Annotated in this window: 8 protein-coding genes and 1 pseudogene; 6 read left to right on the top strand and 3 right to left on the bottom strand. The window is 38.4% G+C overall.

The annotated features are described in order from the left end of the window. The 3 genes from N3A72_04135 (at position 1) to N3A72_04125 (ending at position 3,806) form a co-directional block, all read left to right on the top strand. The gene (locus N3A72_04135; protein ID MCX7918797.1) at positions 1–1,131 is read left to right on the top strand and encodes a glycosyltransferase family 4 protein; all 1,131 of its coding nucleotides are present in this window, start codon (positions 1–3) and stop codon (positions 1,129–1,131) included. Positions 1,132–1,230: 99 nt separating this feature from the next. Further along, positions 1,231–2,394, top strand: a complete 1,164-nt coding sequence (locus N3A72_04130) for a glycosyltransferase family 4 protein (GenBank protein MCX7918796.1) — start codon at positions 1,231–1,233, stop codon at positions 2,392–2,394. A gap of 137 nt (positions 2,395–2,531) precedes the next feature. Then, entirely contained in the window at positions 2,532–3,806 is a 1,275-nt protein-coding gene (locus tag N3A72_04125; GenBank protein MCX7918795.1) for a glycosyltransferase, read from the top strand. A 209-nt stretch (positions 3,807–4,015) separates the two neighbouring features. Here the strand turns inward: N3A72_04125 and N3A72_04120 are convergent, their stop codons facing one another. Together N3A72_04120 and N3A72_04115 are read right to left on the bottom strand one after the other, a co-directional pair. Next, positions 4,016–4,324: a hypothetical protein gene (locus N3A72_04120; protein MCX7918794.1), complete on the bottom strand. Its 309-nt coding sequence runs from the start codon at positions 4,322–4,324 to the stop codon at positions 4,016–4,018. A gap of 229 nt (positions 4,325–4,553) precedes the next feature. After that, positions 4,554–5,354 (bottom strand): DUF1189 domain-containing protein, encoded by an 801-nt coding sequence (locus N3A72_04115; protein MCX7918793.1) that lies wholly within the window; start codon positions 5,352–5,354, stop codon positions 4,554–4,556. A gap of 209 nt (positions 5,355–5,563) precedes the next feature. On the opposite strand from N3A72_04115, the gene N3A72_04110 reads away from it, so the two are divergent. Further along, positions 5,564–8,191, top strand: a complete 2,628-nt coding sequence (locus N3A72_04110; GenBank protein MCX7918792.1) for an insulinase family protein — start codon at positions 5,564–5,566, stop codon at positions 8,189–8,191. Between the two features lie 181 nt (positions 8,192–8,372). On the opposite strand, the gene hemB is transcribed toward N3A72_04110, so the two are convergent. Then, the gene (gene hemB / locus N3A72_04105; protein MCX7918791.1) at positions 8,373–9,341 is read right to left on the bottom strand and encodes a porphobilinogen synthase; all 969 of its coding nucleotides are present in this window, start codon (positions 9,339–9,341) and stop codon (positions 8,373–8,375) included. Between the two features lie 440 nt (positions 9,342–9,781). On the opposite strand from hemB, the pseudogene rpoB reads away from it, so the two are divergent. Both rpoB and rpoC read left to right on the top strand, forming a co-directional pair. After that, positions 9,782–13,705, top strand: a pseudogene (rpoB, locus tag N3A72_04100) (DNA-directed RNA polymerase subunit beta). A gap of 223 nt (positions 13,706–13,928) precedes the next feature. Further along, positions 13,929–18,245 (top strand): DNA-directed RNA polymerase subunit beta', encoded by a 4,317-nt coding sequence (gene rpoC / locus N3A72_04095; protein ID MCX7918790.1) that lies wholly within the window; start codon positions 13,929–13,931, stop codon positions 18,243–18,245. Positions 18,246–18,419: the final 174 nt, after the last annotated feature.

Genomic DNA, 18,419 nt, shown 5'->3' with positions numbered 1-18,419 from the left:
ATGCGAATTTTACATTTGATTAGTTCATCGAATATTGGCGGGTCGCCTATACATACTCTACTGCTCTGCCAGGAATTAGAAAAACTCGGATGTAAAACCTTAATTATTTCTCCACAAAACGGTTCCTTCGAATCGGAAATAAAAAAAAGTGGTATTGAATGGATTCCGATGGATTTAAACGCACCATTCCGGATTTCCTTATATAACCAGTTATCACAAATGATTTTACAGAAACAGATTGATATAATTCATACGCACGAATTGAAAGCAGATTTTATTGGTTTCATCCTTGCATGGAAAACTCGACGTCCGTTAATTACCACAATACATAATATGATTAATAAGGGACCGCTTCCTAATTGGAAAAAATACGTTTATATATGTTTAACTCGGCTCATTGCTACTCGTCAGAACAAAATTATTGCGGTCTCTGACGCTGTCCGACACAATACGATTGATAAATTAAAAATTCCTGGCGATAAAGTGATTACCATTCGAAATGGTACGAAAATATTAGAACTTAATCCCGCGCTGGATAAACCTTCCATTTTACGAAATCTCGGATTACTCCCAAACAAACCGGTAATCGCGTTAATCTCACGGCTTATTCCGAAACAAAAAGGACATACCTATTTTCTCCAGGCAGCAAAACTAATTTTAAAACAGAACCCGAAACCACAATTTCTCATTATTGGTGATGGGACAATTCGTAAATATTTGGAAGTATTGACCCAGCAACTTGGGATACAATCGGATGTTCATTTTGTCGGCTGGCAACACAATATTTTTGATATTCTGCAGAGTATAGATATTTGCGTAGTACCTTCGCTCTGGGATCCGCTACCTCGAATAGTATTGGAAGCAATGGCAGCGGGGATACCTGTCGTTGCCAGTAATGTCGATGGGATACCCGAAGCGGTGATAGATGGAGTAACGGGAATCCTAGTTCCCCCAGCCAATGCACAGAGATTAGCGGATGCATGTTTAACATTATTAAACCATCCTGAGAAAGCAAAACAAATGGGATACGCTGGTCGCAACCGTGCAATAGCTGAATTTAGCAGCGACCGGCATGCGCAAGAAGTTTTGAAAGTCTATGAAGAAATACTCTCCTTAGATCAGCATTCATGAAATGAAACTGGATGATAACTAATATACTAATTTTTCTTTTATTTAGGATTTAAACATTCGTAATTTGTGTCGAATTTCAATATTTGGATTCATTGAATTATGCATATTTGCTTATTATCGCGCGCTATACCAATTCATCACTATGGCGGTCTAGAAACGCATACATTTACTCTAGCGCACGCATTACAACATCGTGGGCATAAAATTACTATAATTACTTCTGCTCAATTCACTCCATCCGCAATTAACAATCCGCCATCCGCAATTAATATTGTTTATATTCCAAAGACAAAACCCGGACGATATTCTTTGTCCTTTTTTAGAGAATCAGCAAAATTAATAAATGAATTGGATAAACAAGAGTCGTTCGATATCATCCATGCACAGGGATTCGCTGGGTTCGGATATATGTTTAAAAAAACTAAACCGTTGGTAGTTACCATCCATGGCACATTAACTTCTGAAACACTTTTGTTTACTAAAAAGTTTTCATTATCTCATCTCTGGAAACATCGTAACCGGTTAGGAGTTACCCCATTATATCATCAATTATTAACCCGGGCTGATGCGATTGTAGTAGATAGCTATTTTTCAAAACAATTGCTTCTGAAAGACCAAAAGCATATCAAACCAAAATTATCGGTTGTTTATCTAGGGATAGATACCGCTTATTTTCAGCCGCATAATAAATCGGACGCAAAACAGAAATTCGGATTCTCATCAGATTTAACTTTACTTGCTTTCGGAAGAATAATTGAAAGTAAAGGATTCCAGATTCTCCTTGAGGCAGTTATCAATCTCAAAGATATCCCATATCAACTTATTATTGCTGGAGAAGGACCATATCTTATTAAGCTAAAAGAGAGAGCGAAAACCAGAAAACTTACCCAACAAGTACGATTTTTAGGAAAAGTATCAGAAGCAGAATTACCATACTTGTATAGTGCAGCAGATATTTTTATAATTCCAGAACTAACCGCACCTGCGTTCGGGCTCGTTGCGGCAGAAGCGCTAGCTTGTGGAACACCTGTTATCGCCTCGAATACCGGTGCTTTACCAGAAGTGGTTACTCCAGAAGTCGGAATTTGTATTCCTGCAGGCGATACTGATAAACTAGCAAATGCGATTCGGGAATTATATCAGAATAAAGAGAAATGGAATCAGATGAGATATTCTGCACGTACCCGAGCGGAAACAATGTTCACTGTTGACCGTATGGCGGAAGAAACGGAAAGAATCTATAAAAGCATATGTAAAATATAAACTTAGCGATGCGAAATTAAATTATGCTTATTTCAAAGTTTTTATTGACAAGTCTGGCTTTACTTTGTATGTCTTTAGTCTCTATGTTTTTATTTTCGCTTCGGATTTCGGTGGTCGATACTCGGATTTTATAAAATATGAATATTTTATATTTAACTTATAACAGCGTAATGACTCTCGGTATATTACGATCACAGGTTGAGACCCTCCTAAAACTGCTTTCTACGAAATATCCGAACGATTTGAAGTTTACTCTGATTACCGTCGAACGGTGGAAAGAATTTCTAAACCAAGCATTGAAATCCACATTTCGCAAAGAACTAGCTCAATCCGGAATTCGAGTTATCATTATTCCCCGTTTTCTTTCTGAATCTCTAAGGATGGATAGCGCAAATAAATCTTTCTGGCAGCGAGTTTGGTCAAACTTAGCTTTGCTTATTGATTTAAACTTGTTAGGTTGGATTACGTTGTATACTCTTCTTCGATATCAGATCCAGATTATTCATACCCGCAGTTATATCCCAGGAATAATCGGCGTATTCTGCAAAAAGTTGCTGCGGAAGAAGTTCATCTTCGACCCGCGGGGCTTAATTCCAGAAGAACTCGCGTTAGCACAAGGTTGGCAGGAATCCCACCGAAAATATCGAGTTTGGAAACACATTGAAAAATGGCTGCTGAAGAATGCGGATAGGGTTTATGTTCTCTCGGAACCGTTTGCCCAACATTATCAGAAAATTATTCCAACTTTAAAACCGCTTATCACGCCATGTTGCGTTGATATCAACCACTTTAGTTATAATTCTGAAAAGCGGATAGCATTACGAAAAAAGTTAGGGGTAGAAGATAACCTGGTAGTTGTTTTTACCGTAGGTGCGTTTGTTCCCTATCAATATCTTGAGGGCGGGATACAACTATTCCAGCACATTCTAAAACTGCGCACTGATGCGCTTTTATTCTTATTAACTCCTGATAAAGCCAAAATTCAAAATTATTTACAGAAAGTTTCTGATTTCGATATACGGATTTTGGATTTAATTAAGTCGTATACTCCCGAATTCAAGGAGATGCCTGATTATCTCTGCGCATGTGATATCGCATTGTTGGTTCGGTTCCCCTCGATAATTAGCAAAGTCGCGTCTCCAGTGAAATTTGCGGAATATCTGGCATGTGGGGTGCCGGTTATCGCATATCCGAATATTGGAGATACCCAGACGATTATCGAACAGGAACAGGTAGGTATTGTGATTGACCTGCACAATGAAAGTTATACTATCCTACAGTTACAGAAATTATTAGTCCATCTCGCTGACCGAGAAACACTCGCTTCCCGCTGCCGAACTACGGCTATCAACCATCTTTCTTGGGAGAAATATTTAGACCTTTACTATACTACTTACCAAAACTTATTATAGCCCAGACTAATCCACCTGAAGCGGAATTAAAACTGATTAGAATTAAACCTATCTGCGAAGTTGAAAACTCTGCGTTGATCTGTAGCAAAATTAAAATTAGGATTATCTGAATTAGTTCGCTTTTTCTGTACAAATTCCCAAACTTTTTTGAAAAGAGGCAAGAAATTCTTAACTTTGGTTTTTTCAAATTCTTCTTTTTGAAAGTATCACTAATAAAATGGCCAAAGGATGATTTTGATAAATCGTTCGAATGATTTCTGGGCAAGGGACAGCATTTTTTCGAAATAGAATATTCCGAGAATCCCCCAAATCGTCGGAAGAATCCATACCGCATGGATTAAAATGATGCTGATAAACTTCCATTGCTTAGCAGCAGAAGCCATTAAAATCAAATCGAGAAAAACATAGAGGAAAATAAACGAAATGAATCCACCGAATATTGCGGAGATGATAAACCGGAAAAAAATATGCATCAGCGAATTAAACTCTGATTTAGCTCTTTTTTTAATCAACAGCATAATTGAATCAGATTAGGTTAATCTGCGCAGTTTTTATCTCTGAATTTCTCTTCCTGTAAAGAAGAATCATGTAATCTTAGCAAGATACAAGATACTAAAGTGAGATATATGGATGTCTGTTATTTCTATATCTTATTCCCTTAACTCTAGAAATCAAATTTGGTCAAGAAATATTGCGCTAATGATTGATAATTATAGAGTTATAAGGAAAATCCCAGGTGTTTTTGTTTCAAAGGTTAAAAGGAATCTGGGAAACATTATCTTGCGCTTTCAGGTTCTTCATTGCCATAAAAAGATACATCGCATAGACGATTATATAGAGCCATATAAAGAGGGGATTTGGTCGACCGACTAGCACGTATATCAAATCGAGGATAACCGGAGCGGTAAGCGCATAAATCCCAATATTTACCAGTTGTGAATATTTCAGGTTGGTTTTCATGGTATTATTTAAACTTAGGGTGAACAAACTGAATATGAATATCTGCAACCATTTAACAACAATCTGATAGAAATATAATCCAATTGGTAATGCTATCCAAAGAACAATAATTGCAATTTTCGTCCATTGTTCAATGGTTTGTTTATTAATTACCATATCTGGAAACTGTGATAATTCATAGATTCGACTCACCAGTTCGCTTTCTTTAACAATCAGACTGTTTTGGGTTAAAAGCATCCCACCCTGATAAATAGTATCAATCGAGGTATATTGGCCAGTAGTATCAATCATTATAATAAAGGTTTCATCTTTATAGACGATATATGGCTGCTGAACGTTAACCTGCGCTTGTCCATTAACAATCCTAATTTCCGGCAGATATTGTTTCGCGATTTTATTCCCTTCATAAATCACCTGTTGCAGTTTCGTTCCATAATATACCGTGAGAATGAGTGCAACGATTAGGAGTAATAGCGAAAGATAAAGAATCGATTTCCAAACCTTTTGCTTAGCGATTTCCTGATAAAACTTGAAATTAAAACAACTTTGTGGAATCGAATTAAATATTCCCTGCGGTTTACCATCCATATGTTTATCTCCTATAACGAATAATTTGATATGTAACAATTTTATAATACAAAGTCACTATATTCCAATGCCTTATCTCGATGGTTGTAAGGTTAACAACTAAAAACCTACAACTAATAACTGATAAACCTATTCTTTCGTGTTATAATTTTTAAGGATTTTTCTGTATAATCTGCTGTTAATACCTGTTAATCTATGGGGGTTGGGGTATGTCTCAAAATCTTGGATTAAGCTTATTCATTATTTCCAGCTTCATAATCGCTATTACCGTTCAGGCAGAACCCGCAGCTATCAGTTATACTTTGGATAATGGAATGACAGTCGTGTTGAAAGAAGTACATACCGCGCCGGTGATTGCGATGCAGATGTGGTGTAATCGCGGGAGCATCCATGAAAATGAATATCTTGGGTATGGGATATCGCATTTTATGGAACATATGCTGTTCAAAGGAACAGAAAAACGGAAGGTGAACCAAATCGCGCAAGAAATTCGGGAAGCTGGCGGTGAATTGAACGCGTATACCTCAATCGACCGGTTGGTATTCCATATTGTTATCGGCAGTAACCACTTTGATACTGGACTTGATATTATTGCTGATGTAACCATGCACTCAACGTTTGAACCCGCAGAATTTGAAAAGGAAAAACAAGTTATTCTAAAAGAAATTAATATGAATCTTGACGCACCGGACCGAATTGTTAGCCGATTATTTTGGAGCACAGCGTATTCTGTTCATCCCTATCGGCATCCGGTCATCGGATATCGTGAACTGTTTACGCAAGTTACACGGGATGATTTGGTTAAATATTATCAGCGGACATTCGTTCCAAACAATCTAACATTGGTTATCGTAGGCGACTTCAAAATGGAAGAGGTAAAACCGAAAATCGAATCTGCATTTAAAGAGTTCACTCGGAAAGAGCTAGCACCAATCTATATTCCTGAAGAGCCACCACAGATCGGGTTACGGCGCGCTGAAGTTGAAAAAGAGGTTAATCAGACTTATTTAGAAATGGGATATCATATCCCGAGCATTTATAGTGACGACGTATATCCGCTGGATGTTCTTGCCGTTCTTCTCGGTGAAGGGAACAGTTCTCGATTGTATCAACAGATTAAGGAGAAATTAGGACTAGTTCATTCGATTAATGTTTGGTCATTAACGCCGACTTATCCAGGAATATTTGGTATCTCTGCAACGCTGAATGAAGAAAAACGGATTCACGCAGAATCAGCGATTTTTGATGAAATCAAAAAAATTCAAACTCATCCTATTCCGGATACAGAATTACTTAAAGCGAAAAAAATGATCGCAAGTTCGTTTATTTTCCGACAAGAAACAGTTCAAGGACAAGCAGGACAATTGGGAAATGATGCGGTAACGATGAATAACATTCATTATTCTGAAACTTATCTCGATAAAATTCGGCAGGTAACTGCAGAAGATGTTCAACGAGTAGCGATAAAATATCTGCGACCAGAGAATCTCACAATTGCAGTGTTAAAACCTAAAACTGAATCTGAGATTCAGAAGACAGAAGTGAGAAGTCAGCAAGAAACGGAAAGAAAAAAAATTAAAAAGGTTATACTTCCAAGTGGCTTAACGGTTCTAATTAAAGAGAACCATGATTTACCGTTAGTTAGTATTCGTCTTGTTTTTAAAGGTGGAGTGGTGTATGAAACTGACCAAAATAACGGAATTTGCAATTTGCTCCAACGAATGTTATTAAAAGGCACAAAAAACCGAACCGCAGAACAAATTGCAGAATCAATCGCACAGGTTGGCGGTAAGATTGATACCTATAGTGGAAATAATTCGTTTGGCGTAACCATTGATATTTTAAAAGATGATTTATCTCTTGGATTAGATATCCTATCTGATATTGTCTTAAACCCGATTTTCCCAGAATCAGCGTTGGAAATTGAACGCCAGCATGTTCTTGCGGCTATCCGCAGTCAGGAAGATGACGTTTTCCCAGCTGCAATGAAATTACTCCGCGAAACTTTGTTCACAGTCCACCCCTACCGTCGTTTAACTATTGGAACGGAATCAACTGTTGCCACTATTACCCGGAATGATATCATCCAATTCTACAAACAACTTTGCGTTCCGAAAAATGCGGTACTTGCGATTTTCGGTGATATAAGTACAGAAACGGTTCTCAATCAAATCCAAAAAGTATTTGAGTCCTTTGATACCCCAATAATTCCCTACCGGGAAGAAATAACCGAATCACCGATTACTGCTATCCGCACAACTACAAAAACCAAAGAAAAACAGCAAACAGTTATTCTCATCGGCTACCATGGAATAAAAATTACTGATCCTCGAAGATATACTAGTGAAGTTATGAATGCAATCCTATCCGGACAAGGATCCCGGTTATTTGATACTATTCGTGAAAAACAAGGGTTAGCATATTATGTTGGTATGATACCGGTTCTTGGTCTAGATCCCGGAATGTACATTTTCTATGTTGGTACTGAAACGGATAAAATTGAAATTGCAATTAAAAGTATACTCGCTGAAATCGAACGAATTAAATCTGAGGATGTGACCGATGAAGAATTGATTCGCGCAAAAAAGGAACTTATTGGAAATAAGGCGATTGATACACAAACGAATTCTGCACAAGCGTTCGAATCTGCTCTCGATGAACTGTACGGACTTGGTTATGACAATCTTGACCAATACGCTATGCGGATTAATGCGGTAACAAAAGATGATATCCGTAAATTAGCTAACGATCTTTTTAAACCGAATGCTTATGCATTGGTCGTAGTTAAACCCAAATCAAAAAATCACGCTATCTTAAACGGACAAACTTCAGAATAGGACTCCACATAAAAGTCAGTTGTATCAATTTTGTGGTAGATTTGATAGTTAAGAAATCTATTAACTGCCGATCAATTTCAGTTTATAAAGAATAAAAAAGCAAACTTATCAATGGTGAGTTTGCTTGTTATAATATTCTTGTTTTCATTTAAATGAAATTGTTGGAAAATAAATTTTTCTATCAAATTAATTTCGCAACTTCATTTGCCCAATAGCTGATAATAATATCCGCACCTGCTCGTTTAATACTAGTGAGAATTTCGAGTACCACCTGTGATTCATCAATCCAACCTTTTTCTGCCGCTGCTTTAACCAACGAAAATTCGCCGCTAACATTATATGCAGCAATTGGAATATTAAATGTCTGTTTTGCACGAGTAATAATATCCAAATACGCGAGCGCAGGCTTTACCATAACGATATCTGCTCCTTCTTCGATATCGAGCGCAATTTCACGTAATGCTTCTCTTGCGTTTGCTGAATTCAACTGGTAACTTTTGCGGTCACCGAATTGCGGCGCAGAATCTACTGCTTCCCGGAATGGCGCATAAAATGCAGACGCAAACTTCGCGGAATATGCTAGTATCGGAATATCAGAATAATTATGTTCATCTAATATCTTTCGGATAGCAGCAACACGTCCGTCCATCATATCTGATGGGGCAACAATATCCGCACCAGCATTCGCATGGGATAATGCGGTTTGTGCAAGGATAGCAAGCGTCGTATCGTTATCCACCTGTCTATCCTTGAGTATACCGCAATGCCCATGGCTGGTATATTCGCATAAACACACATCGGTAATAACGATAAGTTCTGGTACCGCAGATTTAATCGCACGAACTGCTTGTTGAACAATTCCATCATCAGCATATGCACTGGATGCTTTTTCGTCTTTTTTTGCTGGAAGACCAAATAATAGAATTGCCGGAATCCCCAGCGAATATGTTTGTTGAGCGGCGGTAACCAATTCATCAATTGAAAGGCGGAAATTGCCCGGCATAGATTCAATCGGCAGCTTAATTTTTTTCCCAGGACAAACAAAATATGGCATAACGAAATGGTCAATAGATAATTTCGTTTCCTGAATAAATTTGCGAAGTTGTGGAGTTTTCCGCAAACGCCGTAATCGTTGTACTGGAAATGGCATATATATTTATTTTCCTTTCAATAAATTATCGCAAGTATTATAGCATAATAAAGAACTATATAAGCATCAGACGTAACCATATAGATTTCAATGATTTTTATAAAATAATCCATAATGACATTAAAAATAAACATTAAAATATACATATTATGACATTTAAAGTATAATTAAAATTTGACATTTTATAAATATTTTTGTTAAAATATATATTTGTCTATAATATGCAAAAGTCATTGGTAAAATACTTTACTGTCTTCAAAAAACCGCGCTTATTGTCAAACTTTTTTCCCCTCGCTGATGTTCAATTAGGTAAATTTTACCACAATGGACGGGATGATGCTAATACCCCGATCTCGTATTACTAAAAACATCTCTAACTTAATGTACTTATCAATTAAAGCCGTAAAATTCATATCCCCAACTAGGAGGTTTATATATCAATGAAAAAAGAGGATACCCTTCCCATTCGTAGCCGGAGCCGGTATAGTTTTGCCCGATTAGAAGATGTGATCGACATGCCGAATTTAATTGAAATTCAACAGAAATCGTATGAAGAATTTTTACAGCAAACAGTGCCACCAGAAAAACGGAAGGATATTGGTCTCCAAGCTGCATTTCGTTCGATATTCCCAATTGAAGCCATATCAGCTAGCGGTGATAAAACCACGCTTGATTTTACCAGCTATTCAATTGGAGACCCAAAATATACTATTGAAGAATGTATGGATCGGGGCATGACCTATGCAGCACCAGTGAAAGTAAAATTTCAGCTTATTGTCCGAAAAATGGATAAGGCCACCGGAACCCAATATATTAAGGATATTAAAGAGCAGGAGCTATACTTAGGCGAAATCCCGTTAATGACACCTACCGGAACATTTGTTATTAATGGAGCAGAACGGGTTATTGTAAGTCAACTCCATCGTTCTCCAGGTGTATCTTTTGGAACAGAACAACATCCAAGTGGACGCCCAATATTAACCGCGAGATTAATTCCGACCCGAGGTGCCTGGTTAGAAATGGAACTAGATGCCGCAGATTTAATTACTGTATCGATTGACCGCAGGCGCAAATTTTATATTACCACGCTATTACGCGCATTTGGGTATAATTCAGACGAAGAACTTATTGCTGCGGTATACCCTACCAGAGAAATTAAACTAGACACTGATTTACGTGATATTTTCGCAATGAAAGAACCATATCGTATTGCAGAGGATGTGGTAGATATGGAAACCGGTGAAGTTGTTGCGGAACCGCCGCAGAAAATATCTGAAGAAATGGTTAATCAGCTCCGTAAGCTTGGTATTAAAAAAGTAAAAATTATTGATATTGATTTTAGTAAATCTAATCAATGTTTTTTAAAAACATTAGAAAAAGACCCCTATAAAACGAAAAACGATGCTTTGATCGAATTATATCGCAGGATACGACCTGGAAACCCACCTTCCCCGAAAAGTGGTCAGCTTCTTCTAGAGACAATGTTTAGTAATTCTAAACGATATGATTTAGGAAAAGTAGGTCGTGTGCGCTTAAACCGAAAATTGGGATTAACCGGCGACAGTGATGATCGAATTCTGCATAAAGAAGATATTGTTGAAATTCTAAAACATCTTCTTCGCCTTAAAGATGGTGAAGATATTATCGATGACATAGACCATCTAGGCAATCGGCGAATACGCTCCGTAGGAGAATTATTAGAGAATCAGATTCGAATGGGATTAGCAGCTATGGAACGGGGGATTCGTGAACGATTAAGTATTCTTGATTTGGATAGTGCGATGCCCCATAATCTAATAAATCCGAAACCTGTTTTTGCAGCTATTCGAGATTTCTTCGGACGAAGTCAATTATCCCAGTTTATGGACCAAACGAACCCACTAGCGGAATTGACAAATAAACGTCGGTTAAGTGCGTTAGGACCCGGTGGATTAAACCGCGAACGCGCTGGGTTTGAAGTGCGTGACGTTCATTATACTCACTATGGTCGCATTTGTCCTATTGAAACCCCAGAAGGGCCAAATATCGGTTTAATTTCTTCACTTGCAACATTTGCGCGAATTGACGAATTTGGATTCATAGAAACGCCCTATCGTAAAGTTATTAAAGGTCGAGTGACAAATGAAATCGAACATCTCACCGCCGATCAAGAAGAAAAATATTTTATCGCTCAAGCTAATGAACCTCTGAAAGAAGATGGTCGGTTCCAGAACGAAATGATTTATGTTCGACACCGAGGTGAATTCACTCGAGTTACCCGAGATAAGGTAAATTTTATGGATATTTCACCGAAACAATTGGTTAGTGTTTCCGCAGCATTAATTCCGTTCCTTGAACATGATGATGCAAACCGTGCACTGATGGGTAGCAATATGCAACGGCAAGCTGTTCCTCTTCTTCGCACCGAAGCACCATTAATAGGTACAGGAATTGAACATAAAGTTGCGGTAGATTCTGGTTCTTGCATAACCGCAAAATCCGATGGAATTGTAACTTATGTTTCCAGTGATATGATTGTTATCGAAGAAAACACTGAACCAAGTCGTGCTCCATATCTTCCTGCCAAACATCAAGTTTACCAATTGCGAAAGTATAACCGAAGTAATCAGAGTACGTGCATTAATCAACGGGCGGTAGTGAAACCTGGCGATAAGGTTAAAAAAGGTCAGATTATTGCTGATGGTCCCGCAATTGACCATGGCGAATTGGCGCTTGGTAGAAATGTTCTAGCTGCATATATGCCGTGGTACGGATATAATTTTGAAGATGCCATTATTGTCTCGGAACGTTTAGTTAAAGATGATATTTTTAGTAGTGTCCATATTGAAGAATTTGAGTTAGAAGCGCGGGATACTAAACTCGGTAAAGAAGAAATTACCCGAGATATTCCTAATTTAGGCGAAGAAGCGTTACGGAATCTGGATGAAAATGGGATTATTCGGATAGGAGCTGAAGTCCGCCCGAATGACATTTTGGTCGGTAAAGTTACCCCGAAGGGTGAAACGGAATTATCGAGTGAAGAAAAATTATTGCGAGCCATTTTTGGTGAAAAAGCTGGGGATGTTCTCGATGCTTCTTTACGCTTACCGCCAGGAAATGAAGGAATTGTTATCGATACAAAAGTATTTTCTCGTCGGGAACGAACCACTGTTGCTGAGAAAAATGAAGAAGCTCGATTGATTGATGAAGCAAAAAAAGCTCGAGATAAACAGGTTAAACATATTCGGGAAGAAACTAAAAAACGGATTCGTAAATTGTTTGGTCAAAAAATTAAATCGCCGATTTATATTCCAGGACAACGCAAAGCTTTGTACAAACCAGGAGATGAAATTAACGCTGAGTTTGTTGATTTACTGCGTGAAAAATTTAACCAGGGAATATTAAAACTTCCGGCCACCGTAATAGAAGCGCTTCGCGAAAACTGGGAGTTTGAAGAGAAACAAATTGCAGAAGCTGAACAACAATTTCAGAAAAAGTTAGACCAAATCCGTAATGGTGATGAGTTACCTCCTGGAGTAGCAAAACTTGTTAAAGTGTATGTTGCCAAGAAGCGAAAATTAACCGTTGGAGATAAACTTGCCGGCCGACACGGAAATAAAGGGGTGGTTGCTAAAATTGTACCTGAAGAGGATATGCCATATTTAGCTGATGGAACGCCGGTGGATATTATTCTCAATCCATTGGGAGTACCTTCACGTATGAATGTGGGCCAAATTTTAGAATTGCATCTTGGCTGGGCCGCAGCAAAAATGCACGACCCCGAATGTCCTAAAGCAAATGCAAAACATAAAGAAAAAGCAGAAACAGCTGAATCGATTTCTCCACGATGTACCGAATGTGGTGGATTACATGTGGCCAGTCCGGTTTTCGATGGAGCTCGAGAAACAGAATTGGAATCGGGTAAGCATTTGAAAAAACATGACTCCATTAAAGATTGGCTTAAAAAAGTTGGGCTTCCCGAATCCGGTAAAACGATACTTTATGACGGATTAACAGGCGAACCTTTTGATAATGAGATTGCTGTTGGATATACCTATATCATGAAGTTAGCACATTTAGTTGATGATAAAATCCATGCTCGTTCTATTGGCCCATATTCTTTAGTTACCCAGCAGCCGTTAGGTGGAAAAGCGCAATTTGGTGGACAACGTTTTGGTGAAATGGAAGTTTGGGCACTTGAAGCTTATGGCGCTGCGTATACTTTACAAGAATTACTTACCGTGAAATCAGATGATGTGCAAGGAAGAACCAAAGTTTACGAATCGATAGTTAAAGGTGAACATACTGCAGCCCCGGGTATTCCAGAATCGTTCAATGTATTGGTCAAAGAATTGCAAGGATTGGGACTTCAGATAGACGTGTTATCAAAAAAACGCGGAGAAACGGGCGGAACAGAATTGAAATCAGAAATATCGACGAATATAAGCGACTCAGCTATATCTGGAACCGAAATGTTTGTGGATGAATCAAAACCACAGCCAGTACCTGGAATAAAAAAATAAAATAAATGGGACTTCTCAATTTGCCTAGATAAAAACATAACCCAATCACACCATAAAATTTATTTTATAATGAGTGAGGTAACCTATGCAATCAAATATAAAACTTGAAGCTGGTTCATACCAAGTAAACGATTTTCATCGGTTTATTGCTGCAGGGAATACCATTAATGAAATTGATGCAATTAGAATTAGTATCGCTAGTCCGGAACAAATAATTCAGTGGGTCCGAAGACAATGTCGTCAAACTGATAAAGAAGGTTTTTGTCGTTGTATTAAATCGAAAAAAGATCAACAGCTTTGTTCTTTTGGAGAAGTTAAAAAGCCTGAGACTATAAATTACCGAACGTTTAAACCGGAACGAGATGGATTATTCTGTGAACGGATTTTTGGTCCGGTTAAAGATTGGGAGTGTTCTTGTGGAAAGTATAAACGGATTAAATATCGGGGAATAGTCTGCGAAAAATGTGGAGTCGAAGTTGCGTTATCAAAAGTGCGTCGGCAACGAATGGGATACATTAAACTGGCGGCGCCTGTATCCCATATCTGGTTTTTCAAGGGGACTCCGAGTCGAATTGGTAATTTATTAGATTTAACGCTCGCAAGTTTAACTCGGGTATTGTATTTTCAAGAATATATTGTTATCGATCCGAAAAATACTCCTCTCCAGAAAAAACAATTGCTCACCGAAGATGAATACCAAGCAAATGTTGACAAATTTGGTAAAGATGCTTTTGTAGCTATGATGGGAGCCGAAGCAATTAAAATTTTGCTATCAGAAATAGATTGTACAGCATTAGCAAAAGAATTATTTGCGCAAATGAAGGAGACTACTTCAACGCAAAAACAAAAAAAGATTATTAAACGGCTTCGGGTAGTTGAATCGTTTCGAGATAGCGGCAATCGTCCTGAATGGATGATATTAGACGTTATTCCCGTCATTCCCCCTGATTTACGGCCACTGGTAGCCCTTGATGGGGGACGATTTGCTACCTCCGATTTAAATGACCTTTATCGTCGAGTGATTAATCGGAATAATCGGTTGCGTCGGTTAATGGAAATCAATGCGCCGGAAGTAATTTTGCGAAATGAAAAACGGATGCTACAAGAAGCCGTAGATGCCTTATTTGATAATGGTCGTCGCGGAAAACCGATTAAAGGACAAAACAATCGACCATTAAAATCACTTTCTGATATGTTGAAAGGTAAACAAGGCCGGTTTCGGCAGAATTTACTTGGAAAGCGGGTTGATTATTCAGGTCGTTCCGTTATCGTTGTCGGACCAGAACTCAAATTCAATCAGTGCGGATTACCAAAGAAAATGGCGCTTGAACTATTTGAACCATTCATTATTAAACAACTTGAAAAAATAGGGAAAGCAAATACGATAAAAAGTGCAAAAAAACTCATTGAACGCGAAGATCCTGTTGTCTTCGATGTGTTAGAAGAAGTTACAAAAAAACATCCTGTACTACTAAACCGTGCACCTACGTTGCATCGGTTAGGCGTGCAAGCTTTTGAACCGGTGCTTGTTGAAGGAAAAGCTATCAAGCTTCATCCAATGGTCTGCACTGCATTTAATGCTGATTTCGATGGTGACCAGATGGCTGTCCACGTTCCCCTATCGAAAGAAGCGCAAATCGAAGCACGGGATATCATGCTTTCAACGTATCATATTCTCTCCCCGCGAGATGGAAAACCAATTGCTTCGCCAACTCAGGATATTGTTCTCGGTTGCTATTATCTAACTAAAGAAAGACCGGGAGCTAAAGGTGAGGGTAAAATATTTTCATCATTTGATGAAGCAGTTTATGCGTATGAGCATAAACTGGTCGATTTACACGCAAAAATTAAAGTACGGCTACCCGATGAAAATAATCCTACCCAAAGAAAAGAATGGATAACCACTGTGGGTCGGATATTGTTTCATCTCTCACTACCTGAAGGAATTTCTTTCTTTAGCGATAAACCGTATGCAAATTGCTTATTAAATAAAAAGAAATTAAGTATGATGGTGGGCGATTATTGCAAGCAATATGGAAATCAGAAAACAGCTATTTTACTAGATGAATTGAAGAGCCTGGGATTTAAATATGCGACTCGTGCTGGAATTAGTATTAACATTGATGATTTAAAAGTTCCGCCGAAAAAAAATGAGATATTAGAACGAGCTAAAAAAGAAGTTGATAAAGTTACACAAGACTATACCCGAGGTCTGGTGACGAATACTGAACGATATAATAAGATTATTGATATTTGGTCACACGCTACTGAAGATGTAGCTACAGCAATGTTAGCTGAATTAGAAAAAGTTAATGACGGATTTAATTCTGTTTTTATGATGGCAGATAGTGGCGCACGGGGATCACATTTACAAGTTCGTCAGTTAGCAGGAATGCGTGGGTTAATGGCAAAACCAATGAAAAAACTTACTGGTGGTGTGGGTGAAATTATCGAACAACCTATCGAACGGAACTTCCGAGAAGGATTAACAGTGCTTGAATATTTTATTTCGACCCACGGTGCCCGAAAAGGACTTGCCGATACCGCGTTAAAAACTGCTGATGCTGGATATTTAACCCGACGACTGGTTGATGTCGCACAAGACGTAACAATTATTGAAGAAGATTGCCATACCATCAAAGGTATTGTAGTTCAGGCAATTAAAGAGTCCACACCAAAAGGGGTTCGGGTTTTAGAAACTCTTGCAGACCGGGTTCTTGGTCGAGTTACTCTAGAAGATGTTATTGATCCTATTAGCGGCAATATAATTGTTAAAGCGGATACGCTAATTGATGAAAACCTAGCGCAAGCTATTGAAGAAGCAAATATTGAAGCGGTAACTATTCGTTCAGTATTAACTTGTGAGACCTTACGGGGAGTATGTCAAAAATGCTACGGTGCTGATTTATCTACTGGAAAATTAATTGCAATTGGAGAAGCGGTTGGAATTATTGCTGCCCAGTCTATTGGCGAACCAGGAACACAATTAACCTTGCGGACATTCCATATTGGAGGTACTGCTGCTCGGAAATTGGAAGGATGGTATGAAGCTAGTGCTCCCGGAATTGTCAAATATCGGAACTTGCAAACAGTTACCAATCCACAAAATAAACATGTTGTGCTCAATCGTGGTGGATCGATAGTTATCCTTGATTCTGACAACAAGGTTATTCAGGAGTTTCGTGATATTAGTTATGGGGCAACGATTTCTGTTGCTGATGGTGAAAAGGTTAATAGTGGTGAACGTGTTGTCGTCTGGGACCCACACAATATACCTATTTTTACTGATGTAGAAGGAATCGTTAGATTCAAAGATATTATTGAAGATAAAACCATGAAAAAGGAATTTGACGAATCTACCGGGGTAAGCAATCGGGTTATTATTGAACATAAAGCGGAATTACATCCAGAAATACAAATTCTTAATCCAGCTAATCCAAAAGAAATACTCAATTCGTATCCATTACCAAGCGGATGTTATCTTGCACATGAATCCGAGGTAGATGATGGAAAACGAGTTTATGCCGGACAAGTTTTAGCTCGTATTCGCAAAGCAAAAACTGTTTCCCGAGATATCACCGGTGGTCTACCCCGAGTCGCAGAACTTTTTGAAGCACGACGCCCGAAAGAATGTGCACTTATTGCTGAAGTTGATGGCGTGGTTGAACTTGCGGGTATTTCTAAAGGAACCAGACGCATTATTATCAAGGCAGATAATGGACTTGAATATGCTTATAACATTGCTCTCAATCGGCACGTAAACGTTCGCTCTGGAGAACATGTTACTGCAGGAGAACGTCTGACTGATGGGTCGGTTGACCCTCACGATGTGCTTCGTATCCAAGGAGAAAAAGAAGTACAACAATTTTTGTTAAATGAAATTCAAGAAGTTTATCGTGTCCAAGGAGTTTCTATCAATGATAAACATATCGAAATTATCATCCGACAGATGATGCGAAAAGTTACGGTTGACGATATTGGAGATACCCGGTTTAAGTTTGGGGATGAAGTCGATAAATATACGTTCAGGGAAGAAAATGCACGAGTCGCTAAACTCGGCGGAAAACTGGCTGATGCTAAACCAAAATTGCTCGGGATTACCAAAGCGTCGCTCGAAACCGAATCGTTTATATCTGCCGCTTCTTTCCAAGAGACAACACGTGTCCTCACAGAAGCAGCTTCTGCTGGTCGAATTGACTTTCTCCGCGGTTTGAAAGAAAATGTTATTATGGGAAGACTTATTCCTGCAGGAACTGGTCTTCCCCTTGCTGATAAAGCAAAATACCTTGAAGCTAAACTCAAGGAATTAGATCGTAGAACACCCACACCATCCCCTACAATATCAGAAACAATACAATCTGAATCCGAAAGAGAAGTAGAGGTTGATGTATCAAAATCTTAATAGATATCTAACCCTGAATTCGAATTCAAAATTACACTACGTGGTTTGCGGGAGTTTTCCTCCCGCTCCACTCTACCATTAAAATTTTTTGCGCCATCATTTCTACATATGATAGGCTAAATATCAGACCATAAAAACAAAAACGCAGAGGCACAAATTATCTAACCATCCAAT

The sequence above is a fragment of the bacterium genome (assembly GCA_026416715.1).
Classification (GTDB): domain Bacteria; phylum UBP4; class UBA4092; order JAOAEQ01; family JAOAEQ01; genus JAOAEQ01.
This window is presented reverse-complemented; position numbering and strand designations above follow the sequence as displayed.

Bases quoted from the DNA above. Each gene is read 5' to 3' on its own strand.
- N3A72_04135 (MCX7918797.1), top strand. From the start codon at position 1: ATGCGAATTTTACATTTGATTAGTTCATCGAATATTGGCGGGTCGCCT.
- N3A72_04130 (MCX7918796.1), top strand. From the start codon at position 1,231: ATGCATATTTGCTTATTATCGCGCGCTATACCAATTCATCACTATGGC.
- N3A72_04125 (MCX7918795.1), top strand. From the start codon at position 2,532: ATGAATATTTTATATTTAACTTATAACAGCGTAATGACTCTCGGTATA.
- N3A72_04120 (MCX7918794.1), bottom strand. From the start codon at position 4,324: ATGCTGTTGATTAAAAAAAGAGCTAAATCAGAGTTTAATTCGCTGATG.
- N3A72_04115 (MCX7918793.1), bottom strand. From the start codon at position 5,354: ATGGATGGTAAACCGCAGGGAATATTTAATTCGATTCCACAAAGTTGT.
- N3A72_04110 (MCX7918792.1), top strand. From the start codon at position 5,564: ATGTCTCAAAATCTTGGATTAAGCTTATTCATTATTTCCAGCTTCATA.
- hemB (MCX7918791.1), bottom strand. From the start codon at position 9,341: ATGCCATTTCCAGTACAACGATTACGGCGTTTGCGGAAAACTCCACAA.
- rpoC (MCX7918790.1), top strand. From the start codon at position 13,929: ATGCAATCAAATATAAAACTTGAAGCTGGTTCATACCAAGTAAACGAT.